Origin of the sequence: Klebsiella sp. HMSC16C06 (assembly GCF_001808325.1) — a bacterium.
GTDB lineage: Bacteria > Pseudomonadota > Gammaproteobacteria > Enterobacterales > Enterobacteriaceae > Klebsiella > Klebsiella variicola.
Genome location: NZ_KV792984.1, coordinates 364,300 through 383,304, shown reverse-complemented (window position 1 = coordinate 383,304; position 19,005 = coordinate 364,300). Strand labels below are relative to the sequence as shown.

19 protein-coding genes and 1 pseudogene are annotated in these 19,005 nt (G+C 59.8%); 11 read left to right on the top strand and 9 right to left on the bottom strand.

Annotation, left to right across the window (positions count from 1 at the left end):
• Positions 1–11: 11 nt before the first annotated feature.
• The 6 genes from HMPREF3142_RS04180 to HMPREF3142_RS04155 all read right to left on the bottom strand — a co-directional run bounded on the left by HMPREF3142_RS04180 (position 12) and on the right by HMPREF3142_RS04155 (position 5,858).
• Positions 12–689 (bottom strand): SDR family NAD(P)-dependent oxidoreductase, encoded by a 678-nt coding sequence (locus HMPREF3142_RS04180; RefSeq protein ID WP_004183978.1) that lies wholly within the window; start codon positions 687–689, stop codon positions 12–14.
• Positions 686–1,159 carry a NanQ anomerase/TabA/YiaL family protein gene (locus tag HMPREF3142_RS04175; protein WP_008804960.1) on the bottom strand — a complete coding sequence of 158 codons (474 nt, stop codon included), beginning with the start codon at positions 1,157–1,159 and terminating at the stop codon, positions 686–688. Before HMPREF3142_RS04175 ends, HMPREF3142_RS04180 begins: the two co-directional genes overlap by 4 nt.
• Positions 1,156–2,322: a sialidase family protein gene (locus tag HMPREF3142_RS04170; protein WP_012968268.1), complete on the bottom strand. Its 1,167-nt coding sequence runs from the start codon at positions 2,320–2,322 to the stop codon at positions 1,156–1,158. Before HMPREF3142_RS04170 ends, HMPREF3142_RS04175 begins: the two co-directional genes overlap by 4 nt.
• Positions 2,323–2,325: 3 nt before the next feature.
• Positions 2,326–3,735 carry a sodium:solute symporter family protein gene (locus tag HMPREF3142_RS04165; protein ID WP_004151621.1) on the bottom strand — a complete coding sequence of 470 codons (1,410 nt, stop codon included), beginning with the start codon at positions 3,733–3,735 and terminating at the stop codon, positions 2,326–2,328.
• A gap of 76 nt (positions 3,736–3,811) precedes the next feature.
• Positions 3,812–4,696 carry a dihydrodipicolinate synthase family protein gene (locus HMPREF3142_RS04160; protein WP_070611655.1) on the bottom strand — a complete coding sequence of 295 codons (885 nt, stop codon included), beginning with the start codon at positions 4,694–4,696 and terminating at the stop codon, positions 3,812–3,814.
• Positions 4,697–4,709: 13 nt separating this feature from the next.
• The gene (locus tag HMPREF3142_RS04155) at positions 4,710–5,858 is read right to left on the bottom strand and encodes an iron-containing alcohol dehydrogenase (RefSeq protein ID WP_070611653.1); all 1,149 of its coding nucleotides are present in this window, start codon (positions 5,856–5,858) and stop codon (positions 4,710–4,712) included.
• 175 nt (positions 5,859–6,033) lie between these two features.
• Here HMPREF3142_RS04155 and dtnK point away from each other — a divergent pair, with 175 nt between their 5' ends.
• The 3 genes from dtnK to HMPREF3142_RS04140 are packed head-to-tail and all read left to right on the top strand — an operon-like array spanning position 6,034 to position 9,011.
• Positions 6,034–7,269 (top strand): D-threonate kinase, encoded by a 1,236-nt coding sequence (gene dtnK / locus HMPREF3142_RS04150; RefSeq protein WP_049156944.1) that lies wholly within the window; start codon positions 6,034–6,036, stop codon positions 7,267–7,269.
• Positions 7,262–8,248, top strand: a complete 987-nt coding sequence (locus tag HMPREF3142_RS04145; RefSeq protein WP_008804955.1) for a D-threonate 4-phosphate dehydrogenase — start codon at positions 7,262–7,264, stop codon at positions 8,246–8,248. Before dtnK ends, HMPREF3142_RS04145 begins: the two co-directional genes overlap by 8 nt.
• Before the next feature lies 1 nt (position 8,249).
• On the top strand, positions 8,250–9,011 hold the full coding sequence (locus HMPREF3142_RS04140; protein ID WP_012968265.1) for a DeoR/GlpR family DNA-binding transcription regulator: 762 nt from the start codon (positions 8,250–8,252) through the stop codon (positions 9,009–9,011).
• 14 nt (positions 9,012–9,025) lie between these two features.
• Here HMPREF3142_RS04140 and HMPREF3142_RS04135 read toward each other — a convergent pair whose 3' ends face one another.
• Positions 9,026–9,970: an L-lactate dehydrogenase gene (locus HMPREF3142_RS04135; protein ID WP_012968264.1), complete on the bottom strand. Its 945-nt coding sequence runs from the start codon at positions 9,968–9,970 to the stop codon at positions 9,026–9,028.
• 145 nt (positions 9,971–10,115) lie between these two features.
• Between HMPREF3142_RS04135 and HMPREF3142_RS04130 the strand changes: the two genes are divergently transcribed.
• Complete coding sequence (locus HMPREF3142_RS04130) at positions 10,116–10,598, top strand: GNAT family N-acetyltransferase (protein WP_008804952.1); 483 nt, start codon at positions 10,116–10,118, stop codon at positions 10,596–10,598.
• On the opposite strand, the gene ptrR is transcribed toward HMPREF3142_RS04130, so the two are convergent.
• Positions 10,552–11,430, bottom strand: coding sequence for a putrescine utilization regulator PtrR (gene ptrR, locus HMPREF3142_RS04125; RefSeq protein ID WP_012968263.1), 879 nt, complete (start codon positions 11,428–11,430; stop codon positions 10,552–10,554). The genes HMPREF3142_RS04130 and ptrR overlap by 47 nt on opposite strands.
• 106 nt (positions 11,431–11,536) lie before the next feature.
• On the opposite strand from ptrR, the gene sad reads away from it, so the two are divergent.
• The 7 genes from sad (at position 11,537) to HMPREF3142_RS04090 (ending at position 18,712) form a co-directional block, all read left to right on the top strand.
• The gene (sad, locus tag HMPREF3142_RS04120) at positions 11,537–12,922 is read left to right on the top strand and encodes a succinate-semialdehyde dehydrogenase (RefSeq protein ID WP_070611651.1); all 1,386 of its coding nucleotides are present in this window, start codon (positions 11,537–11,539) and stop codon (positions 12,920–12,922) included.
• A gap of 81 nt (positions 12,923–13,003) precedes the next feature.
• On the top strand, positions 13,004–13,930 hold the full coding sequence (glsB, locus tag HMPREF3142_RS04115) for a glutaminase B (RefSeq protein WP_008804949.1): 927 nt from the start codon (positions 13,004–13,006) through the stop codon (positions 13,928–13,930).
• A complete protein-coding gene (locus tag HMPREF3142_RS04110; protein ID WP_016160995.1) occupies positions 13,930–14,298 on the top strand; it encodes a DUF4186 domain-containing protein in 369 nt (122 codons plus the stop codon). Before glsB ends, HMPREF3142_RS04110 begins: the two co-directional genes overlap by 1 nt.
• Before the next feature lie 114 nt (positions 14,299–14,412).
• The gene (locus HMPREF3142_RS04105) at positions 14,413–15,837 is read left to right on the top strand and encodes a GGDEF domain-containing protein (RefSeq protein WP_070611648.1); all 1,425 of its coding nucleotides are present in this window, start codon (positions 14,413–14,415) and stop codon (positions 15,835–15,837) included.
• Positions 15,838–15,914: 77 nt separating this feature from the next.
• On the top strand, positions 15,915–16,445 hold the full coding sequence (locus tag HMPREF3142_RS04100; protein ID WP_008804946.1) for a GNAT family N-acetyltransferase: 531 nt from the start codon (positions 15,915–15,917) through the stop codon (positions 16,443–16,445).
• A 113-nt stretch (positions 16,446–16,558) separates the two neighbouring features.
• Positions 16,559–18,010 carry a tagaturonate reductase gene (locus HMPREF3142_RS04095; protein ID WP_008804945.1) on the top strand — a complete coding sequence of 484 codons (1,452 nt, stop codon included), beginning with the start codon at positions 16,559–16,561 and terminating at the stop codon, positions 18,008–18,010.
• Positions 18,011–18,265: 255 nt separating this feature from the next.
• A complete protein-coding gene (locus HMPREF3142_RS04090; protein WP_012968261.1) occupies positions 18,266–18,712 on the top strand; it encodes a GNAT family N-acetyltransferase in 447 nt (148 codons plus the stop codon).
• 210 nt (positions 18,713–18,922) lie between these two features.
• Here HMPREF3142_RS04090 and HMPREF3142_RS29760 read toward each other — a convergent pair.
• Positions 18,923–19,005, bottom strand: a pseudogene (locus HMPREF3142_RS29760) (tautomerase family protein); the annotation flags it as partial.

Sequence of the window (19,005 nt, the reverse complement as noted above, 5' to 3'; positions counted from 1 at the left end):
GCGACATAGCATCAGCCCAGCGATGCGCCGCCACACATCACCAGCTCCTGTCCGGTCATCGCCGATGCGCCCTCGCTCAGCAACCAGCTCACCAGAGAGACCACTTCCTGCGGAGTAATGAGTCGTCCAAGCGGCGGAAGCCGCGGCGGGGAACTTTCTCTGCCTGGCTGATGAAGCATCGGCGTATCGGTTGCCCCGGGAGCCACGACGTTGACCGTCACCCCGGCAGGCGCCAGCTCTGCCGCCCAGCTCCTGGCGAGAGCGACCAGCGCGGCTTTGGTGGCCGCATACTGCGAGCGACCAGCGGCGCCTCGTGACGTACGGCTTCCCAGCAGAACGATCCTCCCGCCTGGCCCCATGGTCGGGGCGAAGTGATTGACCAATGTCTGAGCAGCATCGACGTGTAAACGCCACAGCGACTCGCTGCGCTGAGGGTCCAGATTGCCCAGAGTGGCGGCCGCCATTGAACCCGCGGCGTGAATGATGGCCTGAGGGGGCTCAATCTGCTCCAGCGCCGCCAGCAGCGCGCTGCGCTGGCTGACGTCGACCATCAGATGGCGAAAGTTCGGCTGTGAGAAGGGCGGCAGCGAACGGCTCATGCCGATCACCTGCCAGCCGTCCGCCAGCAACTGCCTCACCACTGCGGCGCCGATCCCGGAGCTGGCCCCGGTTACCATTGCCCGCTTCATCGCGCCTCCAGCATCTCAGCGGGGATTTTGAATACCGCCTTTCTGACCGGCGCTGGCGTCGAAACCGCACACAGCGCCTGGTGCGGTTCGCCGGGGTAAAAGACCGCGAAGTCGCCGGGACGCAGCAGAATAGAGACACTCTCCGGGGCTGGCTGACATATATAGAGGTCGGGCTTAAGCTCATTATCTTCCGGGCGCATCGCGGGAGCCATGCCCGCCTGGATCCGCTCCTCGCCGGCCAGGATGACCTGAATATCCGCCCACTGGCGATGATATTCCGTATGCCGCTCGGCCGCAGGCTGGGTTTGCACCACGCTGAGGGTGCAGAACCACGGCGCACCGTCGGGCTGGAAGCGGCCATTCTCTCTGGCACTGAGGGCAGCCAGCGAACAGGCCTCGCTGCTCAATAGCTGCTTTAACGCCGGCGGCAGACCAGCCTGCTGCAGCGCCTGCAGATTACCGATAATCATGCGCTTTCTCCTTTTACCCACTGTGGCGAGACACGAACATACTTGATCGCCTGGCGATACCAGGTGTAGGCGATATGCAAATTACCGTCTGCTCCCTGTTTGATGCTGGGGTAGGAGAACTCCCGGTTCAGCTTCTGCTCCGAATTATTGGTCATGCAGTAGCCGTCACCCTCATCGAGATGGCGCAGCCACGGCCAGCTTTCACCGCCATCGGCTGAAATAGCGACGGTCATCGGCGCGCGTGGTGCGCCCCAGAAGGCGCTTTTCCCGGTCGCTTCCGGCTCCCTACGGCCATCGTCGTCAGCAATTTCATCATACAGCGAGGCGCGGCGTTCCGTGGCGCCGGCGGCGCTCATATTATTGAACACCAGCGCCAGTTCGCCATTGTCCAGGGTGGTCGCCTGAATGGACGAGTTGTTGTTCGGAAGCGTCGTCGGTACCGGCGCAGACCAGCTCTCTCCCTGGTCGCTGGACTGGCTGAACCAGATATGATCCGCCCAGCGGCTGCGGAAGAAGGCTGCCAGTCTGCCGTCCGGAAGCGGAGTGATACTCATATGGACACAACCCAGGCTCTCCGGGACCGCCACGTCACGCCAGCTTTTTCCGCAGTCTGAAGAGATCTTCACCGCGCTGACGTCATTGTTACCCACCCATTTCTCGCCGGGTTCGGTACGGCAGTAAAAGACCGGCAGCAGCCAGTTGCCGTCAGACATAACGCTTATTGGCTGGCGAATAAAGGTACCCGGTTGATCCAGCAGCGTATCGATGGCCCCCCAGCTTCGTCCGCCATCGTGGGAGAGGCGGTAGCGCACAATGGCGGTATCCTGGTTTCCGGCAAATTGCGCTGTCCACAACAGCCACAGCACGTTATCGGGCGCCTGAAATAGCACCGGGTTTTGTTCTGAGCGGTCTGGATCATCAGATAGCTTGACTGCCTCACTCCAGCGGTCACTGCCGGGGGCTAACCGCGATCCCCAGATAGAGATATCGGCTTTTCCCTCCTGGGAGCCGCCAAACCAGACGCACATCAGGCTGCCGTCATCCAGCGGCAGCAGATTGGCGGCATGGTTCTGCGGGCAGGCGCAGGGAAGCATTGCCCATGCGATGTGTTCATCTTGCTGGTGTTGGCGAATGACGCCGTCAAAAGGCGGAATTACGGTCATGTTTTATACTCCACGTTGCTCAACTGGGGCGGGGGATGGTTGTGATTTATTTGGGATCAGGCGGTCAATCACCATGATGATGGCCGGGGTTGCCAGGGCGACATACATGTTATTGATGCCGAACGGGTCGCCGAGTAAATACCAGACGGACGTCACCACACAGGCGCCGATCAGGCCGGCATTCGCGCCCCGAGTGCTTCTGAAGAAGGGGGCATAGAAGGCGATGACCGCCACCACGGTAATGGAGAGGCGAATGGCGCGGGTAAAGAAGGAGAGTTTCAGCACCTCCGGTACCAGCAGCACAAAGATCAGCGGCAGGAAGCCGATAATTAGCGACGCCCAGCGTGTGGCTCTGAACTCCTGGTCCGGCGTTGGGTTGCGCCATGGTACGTAAAAATCCTTCACCACCAGCGAGGCAATGGCCAGGGCTACGGTACTTACGCTGACGAAAATCGATGCTACAAGTGACGTTGTCACCAGACCTGCCAGCCACGGGTTCATGTCCTGCAGAAACACCGGGAGGGCATACAGGCTGTTGATCTCGGGATGCAGGTATTTCGCCGCGACGCCGATAATGGCGATGGCAAAGGCGATAGGCAGGCAGAAAAAGAAGGCGATCCAGGTGGAGCGTTTCGCTGAACGAACGTCTTTGGTTGAGCTAATGGCCTGAATGACAAACTGGGTGCAAAAAATGGAGCCGATAGTGCCGATGAGCCAGGCGAAGATCGTGCCAGCACCAATGTTGCCATCCCATGTCCAGTAATAATCCGGCATCTTCTCCATCATCGGCGAGAAGCCGCCGGTTTTGGACAGGGCAAAACCCAGAATGATCAGCAGACCGGCGTATTTTAACGCGCTGTGTAACATGGTGACCCAGGCGACGCCCTTCATGCCGCCGAACGCGAAATAAAAGGTACTCACAATGGCGGTAATAAAGGCGGCTACCGGTAAATTCACTTTTAATACGGTGGAGATGGCTGCGGCACCGCTGACGTAGTTACCCACGTTAACCAGCAGCAGCGCATAAATCATAATCAGGGAGATAATATTTTTGGTACTGTTGCCATATTTTTCAGCGATGGCGCCGGAAATGGTGATTTTTCCGGTGTTATAGATGCGTTTCACCAGGATTAAACCGAACAGCGGAAAGCCGATGGCTGCCCCCAGCACGGACCACGAGGCGGCAATTCCGCTCTCAAAGGCGGCCTGGGCAGTACCGATGGTCGATTTGGCGCCAATATATTCTGACATCAGTAATATACCGACAATAAAGGCCGGCATGGCGCGCGAGCCTTCCATAAAATCCCCGGAATTTTTACTACGAATACGGAATGTCAGCCAGGTGGTAAACAGAATATAGGCAATAACAATGCCGACAATAATAAAGGTATCTTCAGCGGTAAAATGATTCATCTTAGCCTCTCTCTGGGCGTACGAATCCTGGGCACGGCGGTACCCGGTCTGTTTTATTAAAAAAGCGCAGCAAGTATTACGCTAAATAACGAGCGATGATGTCGCGTATCTGCTGCAGCTGTTGGTCACTGAACTGCACCGCGTAGCGGCTGTCGCCCACCTCATGACCCATCAGTTGCAGGGCTTTTTTCACTACCGCGGGTGAGAACGCCACCTTATACAGATCGGTGCGCAGGCCCGTCACGCGCTCCTGCGCCTGGCGCGATCCGGCGATATCTCCGGCGTGAAACAGCGACCAGATCGCGTTGATTTCCGCGGGGGCGACGTTGGCAAGCCCTGAGATGCAGGCCGAACAGCCGTCGACATACCCCTGATGGATAACGGAGTCCGGCCCGTTCAGAACGTCGAAACCGTCAATGTCGCGTACCGCGTCAAGAAAGCCTTTCAGGCTGTCGTAGCTGCCGGCGCTGTCCTTAATGCCGACGATATTCTCGTGTCGGGCCAGCTGGCGTGCCGTCTCCGGAGCAATGGTGTTCCCGGTGCGGGCGGGAATGTTATAAAGAAAAAGCGGGACGCTCAGCGCGTCGGCGATCGCCGTATAGTGGTTAATCAGCTCTTCCTGCTTCAAGGGTACGAACCACGGGGTAATGGCCGATACCGCGTCAACCCCGAGGCGGGCGATCTGCTGGCCCAGCCGGCGAGTCTCACGGGTGGAAATCTCCCCGATATGCGCTACCACCGGCGCGCGTCCGGCGGCTTCTTCCACGCAGGTTCTGGCGACGGCGATCTTCTCCTCCTCATTGAGGACAAAAAACTCGCCATTGGTGCCGCCGCAGAAAATCCCGTTGCCTGCGGCGAGCTGGCGCTGCACCTGCTGGCGTAGCGCTGGCAGGTTAAGGGCTCCCTCGGCGGTAAAAGGGGTGACGATGGCGGTGAGTACGCCGCTAATGGCTCTCCTCATTTTCTTTCTCCTGTTAGGCATGTTCTGGAAACAGCGTTTGATAGATAGCCGCAATCTCTTCGCGGCTGACGCTGCAGGGGGCGTTGTTCATCAGGCGCTTGACGTTTTGCGCCGCTGCGCTGAGAGCAGGGATGCTCTCCCTGGGCACGCCGAGCGCGGCAAGGTTGTCCGGCAGGGGCAGTCGTTTCACCAGCGCCGCCAGCCACGCGACCAGCGCATGGGATTTCTCTTCCTCACTGAGCGTGCGATCTGCGTCGGGGATCAGATCCCAGACCTGAGCGAATTTTGCCACCGCGTGGGGGCGGACCACCCGCATGCAGGGCGCCAGCAGAATGGCGTTAGCCACCCCGTGCGGCAGGTGCCAGGTACCGCCAAGCGGATAGGAGAGCGCATGCACCAGATGGGTGCCGGCATGGTTGATCGCCGCGCCGCCGTACCACGAGGCCCAGAGCATCTCCAGCTTCGCCGTCAGATCCTGCGGCTGATCCACCGAGCGTTCGATATGCCGCACCAGCTTGTGTAAACCGATTAACGCCGCGTTGTCGCTCACCGGATTGGCGACGGTGGAGGTAAAGCACTCCAGCAGATGACACAGGGCATCGATGCCGGTCGACGCCGCGATGCTGGCCGGCATGCTGATGGTCAGCTCCGGCAGCAGGGCGACATAGTCCGGCAGCAGCACCGGGGAGATGATCCCCACTTTGGTCTGCTGCTCGGGGATCGCCAGAATGGCATTCGGCGTCGCTTCGGAGCCGGTGCCGGCGGTGGCCGGGATCAACAATGAGCTAATCCGTCGTTGCGGCAACTCGCCTGCCAGCATGGCCGTCAGAGAGGGCGCCTCAGTATGCAGGAGCACCGAGAGCAGTTTCGCCACATCCAGTACGCTCCCCCCGCCGATGCCCACGATCATCTGGGGCTGACTGGCGCCCAGTTGGCTGACAATCTGCGCCACATCGTGATGGCTGGGCTCTGCCGGTACTGTGTCAATGACCTCAACCTGACGCCCTTCGGCCGCCAGCAGGCGATGGATCGCCCGGGTCGCTTCCAGCGCGCCAACGTTCTGGTCGGTCACCAGCAGGATGCGGGTTTTACCTGACAACAGCGGCAGCAGGGCCGTTGAGGCGCCCGCCCCGCTGATGATTGTGCTGTGTATCGTCGCCACGCGTTTCTCCTTGGTAGTAATTGATTGAATTCAATCATTCATGAATCGTGTCACTCGTCTGGTGGGGAAAAGTTATAATTTATACGGCAGTTTAATAACTTGAGCTTGCTCACATTTAATCAAATATGATTGAATATAATCAGTTTCAGATTTTCATCGACCACAAGGCAGAACAATGAACGATGGTAATAACCAGGTGCTGGTGCTGGCAGATGACTTTACGGGAGCCAATGACGCCGGTGTCAGCCTCGCGGAGGCGGGCATGTCGGTGGAAGTGGCCTTCAGCGCCGGGCAACCATCAACCGCCCGGGCGTTAATTCTCAACAGCGACAGCCGGGCAATGAGCGCCGCCGCCGCGGCGGACAAGGTCACCGGTCTGCTGCGCGGCGCGGCAAGATTTGTCCCGCACTGGCAGGTAAAGAAGATCGACTCCACGCTGCGCGGCAACCTTGGCGGCGAACTGGAGGCAATGATGGCGGCGCACGGCTGCCGGCTGGCGGTGGTGGCCCCGGCGTATCCGGCGGCCGGGCGGCATACCCGGGACGGGCGCTGCTATGTGCATGGGGTGGCCCTCGATCAGACCGAATTTGCCAGCGATCCGAAAACGCCCGTGAGCCGGGCGGAGATTAGCGAAATTATCGCCATGCAGAGCCGTCTTCCCTGTCTGACGTTGAACGCTGCCCGGCTTCCAGCGGCATTAGCGACGGCGGGCGAGGAGAAGCGAGTGTTGATTGTCGACGCCTGGGAAGACAGCCATCTGGACCAGGTGATCGATGCCGTTGCGCCCCATGCGCGGGAGACCCTGCTGGTCGGCTCGGCGGGACTTTGCGAGGCGCTGGCACGCCGCCTGCGCCGCAGCGAGCAGGGGCCGCTACTGGCGCTGGTTGGTTCGATGAGCGAGATGGCGCAGCGCCAGGTCGCTGCGCTGCAGGCTCATTCCCGAGTGAGAAAGATCGAAATAGATGTCGAACAGGCCTTTAGCAGATCGCCGAAGGAGGAAGCCTCGCGGATCGCCGAGGTGCTGCGTGAGGGTCATCACTGCGTGGTGACCACCCGCCCGAATAACGCCGCCCGGCACGGGATTGAAGCCCAGTGTAACGAACGCGGTCTCAGCCGCGCAGCCTACGGGGAGCACATCTGCGCCTGGCTTGCCGACGTCACGGCGCAGGCGGTGGCGCTGTGCCCACCGGGCGCCCTGTACCTCTCTGGCGGCGATGTAGCCATCGCCGTCGCGCACGCGCTCGGCGCCACCGGATTTCAGATCCGTGGGCGGGTGGCGCAGTGTGTGCCTTACGGGCACTTTCTCGGCGGTCGCTGGTCACGGCCGGTGATGACCAAAGCAGGGGGATTCGGCACCGACACTACGCTGTTAAATGTTGTGAATTTTATTGAGGAGAAACTGAGTGTCTAACATGATTGCAGTGACAATGGGCGACCCGGCAGGGATTGGTCCGGAGATTATTATCAAATCCCTCGCCGAAGGGGCGCTGAGCGGCGCGCCGGTGGTGGTGGTGGGCTGCGCGCAGACGCTGCGGCGGATCCTGGCGCTGAATATTACGCCGCGGGCGGAGCTGCGCATCATTGACCATCCCGCCGAGGCGCGTTTTTCCCCAGCGACCATCAACGTTATTGATGAACCGCTCAGCGACCCGCAGGGGCTGCGCCCTGGCGAAGTTCAGGCCCAGGCAGGGGACCTCGCGTTTCGCTGCATCAGGCGGGCGACCGCGCTGGCGCTGGACGGCGCGGTCGCGGCCATCGCTACCGCGCCGCTAAATAAAGAGGCGCTGCATCTCGCCGGGCACGCTTTCCCCGGCCATACCGAACTGCTGGCCCACCTGACGCAGACCACCGATTACGCCATGGTGCTCTATACCGAGAAGCTCAAGGTTATCCATATCACCACCCATATCGCCCTGCGCCAGTTCCTCGATACCCTCAACCAGCCGCGAATCGAGACGGTGATTGGCGTAGCGGATCGGTTTTTGCGCCGGGTCGGCTATCAGCGTCCGCGCATTGCGGTTGCCGGCGTTAACCCGCACGCCGGGGAGAACGGCCTGTTTGGCGATGAAGAGATCCGCATCGTCGCCCCGGCGGTCGCCGCCATGCAGGCGCAGGGGATAGAGGTCACCGGCCCCTGTCCACCGGACACGGTGTTTATGCAGTGTCACGAAGGTATGTACGACATGGTGGTGGCGATGTACCACGATCAGGGGCATATCCCGCTGAAGCTGCTCGGGTTCTATGATGGGGTGAATATCACCGCCGGGCTGCCGTTTATCCGTACCTCAGCGGATCATGGCACCGCGTTTGATATTGCCTGGACAGGTAAAGCGAAGTCTGAGAGCATGGCAACCTCCATTGAGCTCGCCATGCACATCGCGCAGGAATAACATGAAGGGATATAACCGGTTAGAGCAGATTATGGACTTCCTGAAAAGCCATAATCTGGTGACAGTCGACCAGCTGGTGGCGGCGACCAACGCCTCGCCGGCCACCATTCGTCGCGACCTGATCAAACTCGATCAGGAAGGGGTGATCAGCCGTACACATGGCGGGGTGACGCTGAACCGGTTTATTCCTTCCCAGCCGACGACGCTGGAGAAAGCCCAGCGCAGTCCGCTGGAAAAGCAGGCTATCGCCAGCGCGGCGGCCGCGCTGGTGAAGGCCGGCGACGCGATTGTGCTTGACGCCGGCACCACCATGATTGAGCTGGCGCGGCAGATCACCCATCTGCCGCTGCGGGTGATCACCAGCGATTTACATATCGCGCTGTTTTTGTCGGAATTTAAGCAGATAGAAGTGACGATTATCGGTGGGCGCATCGATGACAGCAGCCAGTCGTGCATCGGCGATCACGGCCGCCGCCTGCTGCAGACCATCTGGCCGGACCTTGCCTTCGTCAGTTGCAACGGCTGGGACCTCGAGAAGGGGATCACCGCCCCGACGGAGGAGAAGGCTGCCCTGAAACGTGATCTGATGGCTAATGCCCGGCGGCGCATCCTGCTGGCGGACAGCTCCAAATACGGCGCCTGGTCACTGTTCAATATTGCCCCGCTGGAGTCGTTGACCGATATCGTCACCGACGCCCATCTGCCGGAGGCGACCCGCGAGGCGCTGGTGACCCTTTCCCCACAGCTGATCATTGCTGACTGACTTGCAGGCTGCCGTCAGGGCAGACGGGCGATATTGGCCTTGATCACCGCTATCGACTGACTGAACTTCGCCTGCTCCTCGGCGGCCAGCTGCAGTTCAATAATCTGCTCCACGCCACCCTGGGCCAGCACCGCCGGCACCCCAGCCGCCGCGCCGCTGACCCCGTATTCACCGTCAAGAATGCAGGAGACCGCCAGCGCGCGGTGGCTGCCGGTGAAGATATTGCGGCAGATCTCGGCGATGGTGCCTGCCACGCCATATTCGGTGCAGCCTTTACCCGCGTAGATCTCAAACCCCAGCTTGCGCACTTTTTCGGCCATTGCCTCGCGGTCGAGCGGGTGGCCAGTGCGCTGCTGGTAGAGGTCGGCGATCGGCGAGCCATACACCGAGGAGTGTGACCATACCGGAAACTGGGTATCGCCATGCTCGCCGAGGATAAAGGCGTCGATGCTCTGGGCGCCAATATCCAGCTCCTGCGCCAGCAGGCGACGCAGGCGGGTGGTATCCAGCCAGACCCCGGTGCCCAGCACCTGACTGCGCGGCAGGCCAGAGAGCTGCCATACCTGCCAGGTGATGATGTCGCAGGGGTTGGTGGCTACCAGAAAGATGCCGTTAAACCCGTTGGCCATCATCGCCGGCACAATGCTCTTCACAATCTTCGCCGTCGTGGTCAGTTCATCCAGCCGACTCTGACCGGGGCGCAGCGCGCCGCCGGAAACGGTGATCACCGCGATATCGACATCAGCGCAGTCGCTGGCTTCCCGGGTGGAGATGGTCATCATCCCCGGCAGATAGGCCGCGGCATCGCTGAGATCCTGGGCATGGGCCTCGGCGCGCTGTTGGTTGAGGTCGACGAGGATCAGTTCCTCGCAAATGCTCTGGTTGAGGAGGGCGTAGGCCGCCGACGCGCCGACATTGCCGGCGCCAATAATCATCACTTTACGGGCTTTGGTGTGCATATTCAGATCTCAAGTACGAACGGCAGGGGATAAAATTACTGTGTTTCAGTGAGTTAGCGCAAGAGGTGGGCAGCAATATAAGTTAATGCTATGGCGGAAACGGGCCGAGGGCGCGCTACAGTGGCGTAAAAAAAGGAGTTCACCTATGTATACCGTTACCGACATCGCCCCCACCGACGCAGAATTTACCGCCCTGATTGCCGCTCTCGACGCCTGGCAGGAGACACTCTATCCGGCAGAGAGCAACCATTTGCTGGACCTCAGCCAGCTGCCGCCGCAGACGGTGATCGCCCTGGTCATCCGCAGCGCGCAGGGCGAGGCCGTTGGCTGCGGGGCTATCGTCCTCAGTGAGGAAGGTTTCGGCGAGATGAAGCGGGTCTATATCGATCCGCAGCACCGCGGACAGCAGCTGGGAGAAAAGCTGCTGGCGGCGCTGGAAGCGAAAGCGCGCCAGCGCGACTGTCATACGCTGCGGCTTGAAACCGGTATCCATCAGCATGCGGCCATCACCCTCTACACGCGCAACGGCTACCAGACCCGCTGCGCGTTTGCGCCGTATCAGCCCGATCCGCTCAGCGTGTTTATGGAGAAACCGCTGTTTGCCGATCTTCGTTCAGCAGCGCTATAAACGCCTCCAGCTGGCGGGTTTTGGCGCCCCGGCGCCACACCAGCCAGGTGGTTAACCAGCGCCACTCTTCGGCCAGCGGCCAGGCGGAAACCTGCTGATGACCGGGCATACTCTCCAGCATACTGCGCGGGATCAACGCCAGGCCCGCGCCGGCGATCACGCAGGCCAGCATCCCATGGTAAGACTCCATCTCGTGGATCCTGCCCGGGGTTGCTCTGTCGGCATGGAACCAGCTCTCAAAATGCCGGCGGTAGGAGCAGTTGGCGCGAAAGGCGTAAACGTTGGCCCCGTTCACTTCGCTGGCGCGGGCGATGGGCGCGTGGCCGTACGGGGCGACGATCATCATCTCTTCCGGGAACACCGGCAGCCCCTCCAGACCCGGATGCACCAGCGGGCCGTCAACGAACGCGGCGCTCAGGGCGCCCTCCAGCACGCCGTCGATCATCGTCCCGGAAGGGCCGGTGGAGAGCGCCAGGTGAATTTTCGGGTAGCGCTGATTAAAGTGGGCCAGGGTGGTGGGGATCCGTACCGCCGCGGTGCTCTCCAGCGAACCAAGAGAAAACAGCCCCTGGGGTTCGTCGCCCGCCACCACCATCCGCGCCTCGTCCACCAGGGCGAGGATCTGCTGGCTGTAGCGCAAAAAGCTGTGTCCCGCAGGCGAGAGGCGCAGGCGCTGGTTCTCGCGGATAAACAGCTCAACGCCGAGGTCTGCCTCCAGCTGGCGGATGCGGGTGGTGAGGTTGGACGGCACGCGATGCACTTTCTGGGCCGCCTGGGTAATACTGCCGGTGGTGGCGACAGCGTTAAACATCTCTAGCTGAGTCAGGTCCATACTATTCTTCTTTTGTGAATGCGTTGCTTAATATTATTCATTTTCAATGAATGGAAAGGTAAGCCAGAATACGGTTACTTCGCAAGCAACGAGAGAGAGAATAACGATGAATTTATCTGCAACGCACGCGGTTTCCGTCAACCCGACTACCGGTGAGGTGGTCTCCTCGCTGCCCTGGGCCAGCGAACGCGAGGTCGATGCGGCTATCGCTCTCGCCGCGGCAGGCTATCGCCAGTGGCGTCAGACGCCGCTCGCCGAGCGCGCTGATGCGCTGCGCCGCATCGGGGCCGCGCTGCGCGCCCGCGGGGAAGAGGTGGCCCAGATGATCACCCTCGAGATGGGCAAGCCGATCGCTCAGGCGCGCGGCGAGGTGGCGAAATCCGCCAACCTCTGTGACTGGTACGCCGAGCACGGCCCGGCGATGCTGGCGACGGAAGCCACCCAGGTGGAAAATAACCAGGCGGTGATTGAGTATCGTCCGCTGGGCGCCATTCTGGCGGTCATGCCGTGGAACTTCCCGGTCTGGCAGGTGCTGCGCGGCGCGGTGCCGATCCTGCTGGCCGGCAACAGCTACCTGCTGAAGCATGCCCCGAACGTGATGGGCAGCGCCCGCCTGCTGGGCGAGATTTTTGCCGCCGCCGGCCTGCCGGATGGCGTGTTCGGTTGGGTGAACGCCACCAATGACGGCGTTTCGCAGATCATCAATGATGACCGCATCGCGGCGGTGACCGTCACCGGCAGCGTCCGCGCCGGCAAGGCGATTGGCGCCCAGGCGGGGGCGGCGCTGAAGAAATGCGTGCTTGAGCTGGGTGGCTCCGATCCCTTTATCGTGCTCAACGATGCCGACCTGGATGAGGCGGTAAAGGCCGCCGTCACCGGCCGCTATCAGAACAGCGGCCAGGTGTGCGCCGCGTCGAAACGCTTCATCCTCGAAGCCGGTATTGCCGAGGCCTTCACCCGCAAATTCGTCGACGCCGTGGCGGCGCTGAAGATGGGCGACCCGCGCGATGAGCAAAACTACGTCGGACCGATGGCGCGTTTCGACCTGCGCGATGAACTGCACCAGCAGGTGACCGCGACCCTTGATGAAGGGGCAACTCTGCTGCTGGGCGCGGAAAAAATCGAAGGGGCGGGCAACTACTATGCGCCAACGGTGCTGGGCAATGTCACCGCCGGGATGACCGGTTTTCGTCAGGAGCTGTTTGGTCCGGTAGCAACCCTGACCACCGCTCGCGACGCTGACCATGCGCTGGCCCTCGCCAACGACAGCGAGTTTGGTTTGTCTGCAACGGTCTATACCACCGACGAGGCGCAGGCCCAGCGCTTCGCCCGCGAGCTGGAGTGCGGCGGCGTCTTCCTCAACGGCTACTGCGCCAGCGACGCCCGCGTGGCCTTCGGCGGCGTGAAGAAGAGGGGTTTTGGTCGCGAGCTGTCACATTTTGGTCTGCACGAGTTCTGTAATGCGCAGACCGTCTGGAAAGACCGTCGCTAATCAACGTTAGCCCCCTGACGACCGTCGTCCACGTCTGCTATACTCGCCCACCAAATTTCGATGGTGGGCAAGGAGCTGCATGTGGCGGCGGTGATCAATAACGCAATGCTGGAAGCCATTCTGGCAGAAATCAGGCCGCTGATTGGCCGCGGTAAAGTGGCGGATTACATTCCGGCGCTGGCCAGCGTCAGCGGCGATAAGCTTGGCATTGCGATCAGTACGGTAGACGGGCAGCACTTCGCCGCCGGCGATGCGCATGAACGTTTTTCCATCCAGTCTATCTCCAAGGTATTGAGCCTGGTGGTGGCCATGAACCACTATCAGGAAGAGGAGATCTGGCAGCGGGTGGGCAAAGATCCCTCCGGCCAGCCCTTTAACTCCCTTTTGCAGCTGGAGATCGAGCAGGGCAAACCGCGAAACCCGTTTATCAACGCCGGGGCGCTGGTGGTCTGCGACATGCTGCAGAGCCGGCTCAGCGCCCCGCGTCAGCGGATGCTGGAGATTGTCCGCCGCCTGAGCGGCGTGGCCGATATCGCCTACGATCCGGTGGTGGCCCGCTCTGAGTTCGAGCATTCGGCGCGCAACGCCGCCATCGCCTGGCTGATGAAATCCTTCGGTAACTTCCATAACGACGTCGCCACCGTGCTGCAGAACTATTTCCACTACTGTTCGCTGGAGATGAGCTGCGTTGAGCTGGCGCGAACCTTCCTGTTCCTCGCCGATCGCGGTATCGCCCCGCACCTGGAGGCACCGGTTATCGCGCCCATTCAGTCCCGTCAGGTGAATGCCCTGATGATGACCAGCGGCATGTACCAGAACGCCGGCGAATTCGCCTGGCGCGTTGGCCTGCCGGCGAAATCGGGCGTCGGCGGCGGAATTGTGGCGATTGTGCCGCAGGAGATGGCGATCGCCGTGTGGAGCCCGGAGCTTGATGACGCCGGGAACTCGCTGGCCGGCGTGGCGCTGCTGGAAAAACTGACTCAGCGGATGGGGAGGTCGGTGTTCTGATGGTTGAGCAGGATCGGTTGTTTGCCCGTCTGGCGCGCTCGACGTTTCGTTCACGCTTTCGACTCGGGGTCAAAGAGCGGCAATACTGTCTTGATAAGGGGCCGGAGATCATCGACCAGCACGCTGGGGATTTTATCCGCCAGCGGCTGGCGCCCGCCGAACCGATGAACGACGGTAAGCAGACGCCGATGCGCGGCCATCCGGTATTTATCGCCCAGCATGCGACCGCCACCTGCTGCCGCGGCTGTCTGGAAAAATGGCACGCCATTCCCCACGGCCGCGCGCTGAGCGAGCAGGAGCAGCGCTATGTGGTGCAGGTGATCCATCACTGGCTGGTGCTGCAGATGAACGGCCCGTCTGTGCGGTAATCTGCATTTGATCGGCGCCGGAGTATGCCTGATAAATATTCTCATGTTATGATAATCCGCTAACTAATTATTAACATAATAATTGCCTGAAACAATTAGACGGATAATTACTGAATGTCTTCACTGTCGATTCGGTCATTTACGCTGTTTCGTGAAGAGCAGCCCGTGCGCGACGCACTGGTATTATTCACGTTAACGCTACTACTGCATTTTCTGGGGGCCATGCTGCGCCTGGTGCAGGAGCTCTCATTCTTCTGGCCGCTCAATGCCGTGATGGCCGGGATCTTTGCGCGCTATGTCTGGCTTAATCGCAGCTATTTTTATTCCGTCTGTTTTGCGGCAATGCTGGTTTATGACGGACTCACTTCGCGCTGGGGGATGGGCTTTGCCTCATTGCTGATTAATTTCTCCAATATTGTCTTTATTGTGGTGCTGGCGCAGCTGGTGCTGTGGGATAAGCGACGCGCCGACTCCATGCCCGGCCCGATTAATGCGCTTAATTTATTCTGTTTTTGCCTGTTTGCCGCCTTATTGTGCGCCGCCGTCGGCGCCCTGGGGTCGGTGGATGTTGAACGCGCCACCTTTATTCCCCAACTGGCAGACTGGTTTAGCGAACAGTTCTCGACAGCGGTGCTGATCCTGCCGTTTATTCTGACCCTGACGTTGCCTTCGGCATTAAGCGGTTTTCGTTTTCGCCAACTGCTGCCCGCGCTGGCGCTGGTGCTGTCGATAGCCCTCGGCGTGGCGGTGGGCGGCGCCGGCAGCATTACCTTCCCGTTGCCGGCCCTGATCTGGTGCGCCGTTCGTTATCCGCTGCCGCTGACCTGCCTGTTAACCTTTCTCACCGGCATCAGCGAGATATTGCTGGTCGCCAACTCGTTAATTCACTTTTCGCCGGATGCGCGAATGCAGCCGTGGCAGCTGTTCTCCACCCGCCTCGGCATTGCCGCTATGCTGATTAGCCCGGTGATTGTCGCTTCCAGTGTCGAAGCGATTAACACGCTGGTGAAACAGCTGGCCCTGCGCGCCGATTTTGATTTTCAGACCCGGGTGTATTCCCGTTCCGGACTGAGCGAGGCGCTGAAGCGTCAGGCGTTGCCCGCCGATAAGCTGCTGACGGTGATGGTGCTGGATATCGATGGCTTCAAACGGGTGAATGATGCTCTGGGCCATGAAGGCGGCGATTGCGTATTGACTCAGTTTGCCCAACAGGTTCGGCAGCTGGTGGACGAGCAGGGGATGGTTGCCCGCATTGGCGGTGAAGAGTTTGCGGTGGCGGCGGTCGTCGACAGTACCCAGCAGGGCTATTTACTGGCGGAAAAAATCCGCCACGGGGTGGAGTCGCAACCCTTCGGCCTGGGGCAGAATCCAATCCACCTGACCATCAGCATGGGGCTGGAGACGCGCGAGGTGGGGCACGCTCGCATCACGGAGCTGTTTAACCAATTGCTGATGGCGGCAGACGAGGAGATGGTCAAAGCCAAACAGACCGGTCGCAATCGCATCTGTATGCCAGCGCTAACCGAAAGCACACCATAAGAAAATCCTATACGGAATCCGCTTGTGTTAATTTTTGGTTAAAAACATAGTGATGTGGTCAATTACAGGGAGCTTCCATGACCACATCCTTTTCACTGCGCACGCTGTCGCGTGACGATATTCTGCATCACCTCCCGGCATTAAGCGATATCCTGGCAAGCTGCGTCAACGGCGGCGCCTCGGTAAGTTTTATGCTGCCCTTTAGCGCGCACACGGCCACCACTTTCTGGCAACATACCGCCGACAGCGTGGCGGCCGGGGAGCGCATCGTGCTGGCGGCCCTCGACGCGGATGAAAGGCCCGTCGGTACCGTGCAACTTATTACCCGCCAACCGGAAAACCAGCCCCATCGTGCGGATGTCGCCAAACTTTTGGTTCACCAAAATGCCCGTCGCCAGGGGATTGCCAACGCGCTGATGAGCGAGCTAGAGCATGTTGCCCGACAGGAAGGGAAAACGGTGTTGGTGCTGGACACGGCAGCCGGTAGCGGGGCGGAGCAGTTCTATGTCCGCTGTGGCTGGGAAAAAGTGGGGGAAATCCCGCGCTATGCGCTGATGCCTGACGGAGAGATGACCGCCACCTCACTGTTCTATAAGTTTTTGCCCTGACGGTCGCTATTGCAGAATGCTTTGATCAAAACGGGGTTTCACTGGTAGAAAAACCTGATAACTTATTGGACCAATTACTCAGGTTGTATGACTACTATTAGAGGGAACCCATTGTGAAAACATTAAACCGTCGTGATTTCCCCGGCGCGCAGTACCCTGACCGTATCATCCAGTTTGGTGAAGGCAATTTCCTGCGCGCATTCGTTGACTGGCAGATAGATCTCCTCAACGAGCATACCGACCTGAATGCGGGCATCGTGGTCGTCCGTCCTATTGCGACGGATTTCCCGCCTTCACTGAGCACCCAGGACGGCCTTTACACCACCATTATTCGCGGTCTGAACGAGCAAGGTGAGGCGGTGAGCGACGCGCGCTTGATCCGCTCGGTCAACCGGGAGATCAGCGCTTACGCTGACTTCGACGCTTTTTTACGTCTGGCGCATAACCCGGAGATGCGGTTTGTCTTCTCCAATACCACTGAGGCGGGCATCAGCTATCATGCCGGGGATCGTTTTGACGACGCGCCGCCGGTCAGTTATCCGGCGAAACTGACGCGTCTGCTGTTTGAACGCTACCAGCATTTCGCCGGTGCGGCCGACAAGGGATGGGTGATTATTCCCTGCGAACTGATCGATTATAACGGCGAGGCGCTGCAGGCGCTGGTGCTGCGCTATGCTGCTGAGTGGCAGCTGCCGCAGGCTTTTATCCGCTGGCTGACCTCGGCGAACACCTTCTGTTCAACGCTGGTGGATCGCATCGTAACCGGCTATCCGCGTGATGAAGTGGCGGCCCTTGAGGCACAGACTGGCTATAAAGATGCCTTCCTTGATACCGCCGAGCATTTCTACCTGTTTGTGATCCAGGGGCCTGCCTCGCTGGCGGCCGAGCTGCGTCTCGATAAACTGCCGCTGAATGTGCGCATTGTGGACGATATCAAGCCGTATAAAGAGCGCAAAGTGGCGATCCTCAACGGGGCGCATACCGCGCTGGTGCCGGTGGCCTTCCTGGCCGGGATCGACACCGTGGGTGAGGCGATGAACGATGCGGAGATTTGCGCGTTTGTCGAAAAAGCGATTTATGACGAGATTATTCCGGTGCTGGATCTGCCGCGCGATGAGCTTGAGTCATTTGCCAGCGCCGTGACCGGGCGCTTCCGTAACCCGTATATTAAACATCAGCTGCTCTCGATTGCGCTCAACGGCATGACCAAATACCGCACTCGCATTCTGCCGCAACTGCTGGCAGGGCAGCAAAAGAGTGGGCAACTGCCGCCGCGGCTGACTTTTGCCCTGGCAGCACTGATCGCCTTTTACCGGGGAGAGCGGGAGGGTGAACGCTATCCGGTACAGGATGACGCCGAATGGTTGACGCGATATCAGACGCTGTGGGCCCGGCATCGGGATCGCCAGATGAGCACCCGCGAGCTGGTGACTGCGGTACTCAGCGTAGAGGCTCATTGGGAACAGGACTTGAGCCAGATCCCGGGTCTGGTGGAGCAGGTGACTGCCGACCTCGATGCTATCCTGTCCCGCGGTATGCGCGATGCTGTACAGCCTTTGTGCTGATAGCGGACGTCATTCACCCGGCTGCGGCCGGGTTTTAAAGCTACCTCATTAGTTACAACATACTTTTTATCATAGTTAACAAGCCGGTCTGTTACTCCGCTGCGAAAAAAGCCTTTTAGTGCCAAATCGCCCCCTGCAAGGAGAGAATTGCCGCTATGCCGCTTGAACATGTGGCTGCACAGGAAAATAATGGTTTGAACCCATTTTCCCTGCCAATGTTCGCAGGCTAATTCATTCATCTGTAAGGAAACTCGCATGGTCATCGATATCCGGGAAATACGGCCGCACGACAAAGCCGAATGGCTTAATCTCTGGGAAGGCTATACCCGCTTCTATGGCAGCCCGCAGCCGGAAGAGGTGACCGAATGCACCTGGCAGCGAATGCTGGACATGAACTCCCCGGTGCTGGGCAGGGTGGCTGTGGTCGATGATACGGTGGTGGGGTTCGCCATCTGCATTCTTCACGAGGGAACCTGGGTCACCACGCCAATCTGCTATCTGGAGGATCTGTTTGTCGATCCTGCCTTCCGTGGACAAGGCATTGCCAGAACAATCATTAAGTCGCTGCAAACCGAAGGGGCAGACAAAGGCTGGTCGCGGCTGTACTGGCATACGCGTCGTGATAATCCGGCCCGTCATCTGTATGATGAGTTTACCCCGGCTGACGATTATGTGCGCTACAGGATCACGCTTGGGTCCTGAAGCGGTAAGAGGTTGTTAAGCTTTTCCCGCTATAACAGGGGAAACCGGCTCAGGAGAAGCAACGATGGAAAAACGTCTCGACACAGTGGTCAATCTGATTATGTTTCTTTCACTATTGGCTACGGCCTGGGATCTCTCACTGGTGCATCATCTCGCCTGGTAGCAAAGATATCGTGCTGAAACGCGGCGCCTCATGCGGCGCCGCCGGCGTTATTCAATAGCCATCCTCCCTGCGCTAAAACTCCAGTCCTCCTGCTGATTAAACTGGATAACCACCATCACGTCCTGCGGGC

What these genes read in the sequence shown, in the direction of transcription:
- HMPREF3142_RS04180 (WP_004183978.1), bottom strand. Translation starts at nt 689, where the DNA reads ATGAAGCGGGCAATGGTAACCGGGGCCAGCTCCGGGATCGGCGCCGCA.
- HMPREF3142_RS04175 (WP_008804960.1), bottom strand. Translation starts at nt 1,159, where the DNA reads ATGATTATCGGTAATCTGCAGGCGCTGCAGCAGGCTGGTCTGCCGCCG.
- HMPREF3142_RS04170 (WP_012968268.1), bottom strand. Translation starts at nt 2,322, where the DNA reads ATGACCGTAATTCCGCCTTTTGACGGCGTCATTCGCCAACACCAGCAA.
- HMPREF3142_RS04165 (WP_004151621.1), bottom strand. Translation starts at nt 3,735, where the DNA reads ATGAATCATTTTACCGCTGAAGATACCTTTATTATTGTCGGCATTGTT.
- HMPREF3142_RS04160 (WP_070611655.1), bottom strand. Translation starts at nt 4,696, where the DNA reads ATGAGGAGAGCCATTAGCGGCGTACTCACCGCCATCGTCACCCCTTTT.
- dtnK (WP_049156944.1), top strand. Translation starts at nt 6,034, where the DNA reads ATGAACGATGGTAATAACCAGGTGCTGGTGCTGGCAGATGACTTTACG.
- HMPREF3142_RS04140 (WP_012968265.1), top strand. Translation starts at nt 8,250, where the DNA reads ATGAAGGGATATAACCGGTTAGAGCAGATTATGGACTTCCTGAAAAGC.
- HMPREF3142_RS04135 (WP_012968264.1), bottom strand. Translation starts at nt 9,970, where the DNA reads ATGCACACCAAAGCCCGTAAAGTGATGATTATTGGCGCCGGCAATGTC.
- HMPREF3142_RS04130 (WP_008804952.1), top strand. Translation starts at nt 10,116, where the DNA reads ATGTATACCGTTACCGACATCGCCCCCACCGACGCAGAATTTACCGCC.
- ptrR (WP_012968263.1), bottom strand. Translation starts at nt 11,430, where the DNA reads ATGGACCTGACTCAGCTAGAGATGTTTAACGCTGTCGCCACCACCGGC.
- sad (WP_070611651.1), top strand. Translation starts at nt 11,537, where the DNA reads ATGAATTTATCTGCAACGCACGCGGTTTCCGTCAACCCGACTACCGGT.
- HMPREF3142_RS04110 (WP_016160995.1), top strand. Translation starts at nt 13,930, where the DNA reads ATGGTTGAGCAGGATCGGTTGTTTGCCCGTCTGGCGCGCTCGACGTTT.
- HMPREF3142_RS04105 (WP_070611648.1), top strand. Translation starts at nt 14,413, where the DNA reads ATGTCTTCACTGTCGATTCGGTCATTTACGCTGTTTCGTGAAGAGCAG.
- HMPREF3142_RS04100 (WP_008804946.1), top strand. Translation starts at nt 15,915, where the DNA reads ATGACCACATCCTTTTCACTGCGCACGCTGTCGCGTGACGATATTCTG.
- HMPREF3142_RS04090 (WP_012968261.1), top strand. Translation starts at nt 18,266, where the DNA reads ATGGTCATCGATATCCGGGAAATACGGCCGCACGACAAAGCCGAATGG.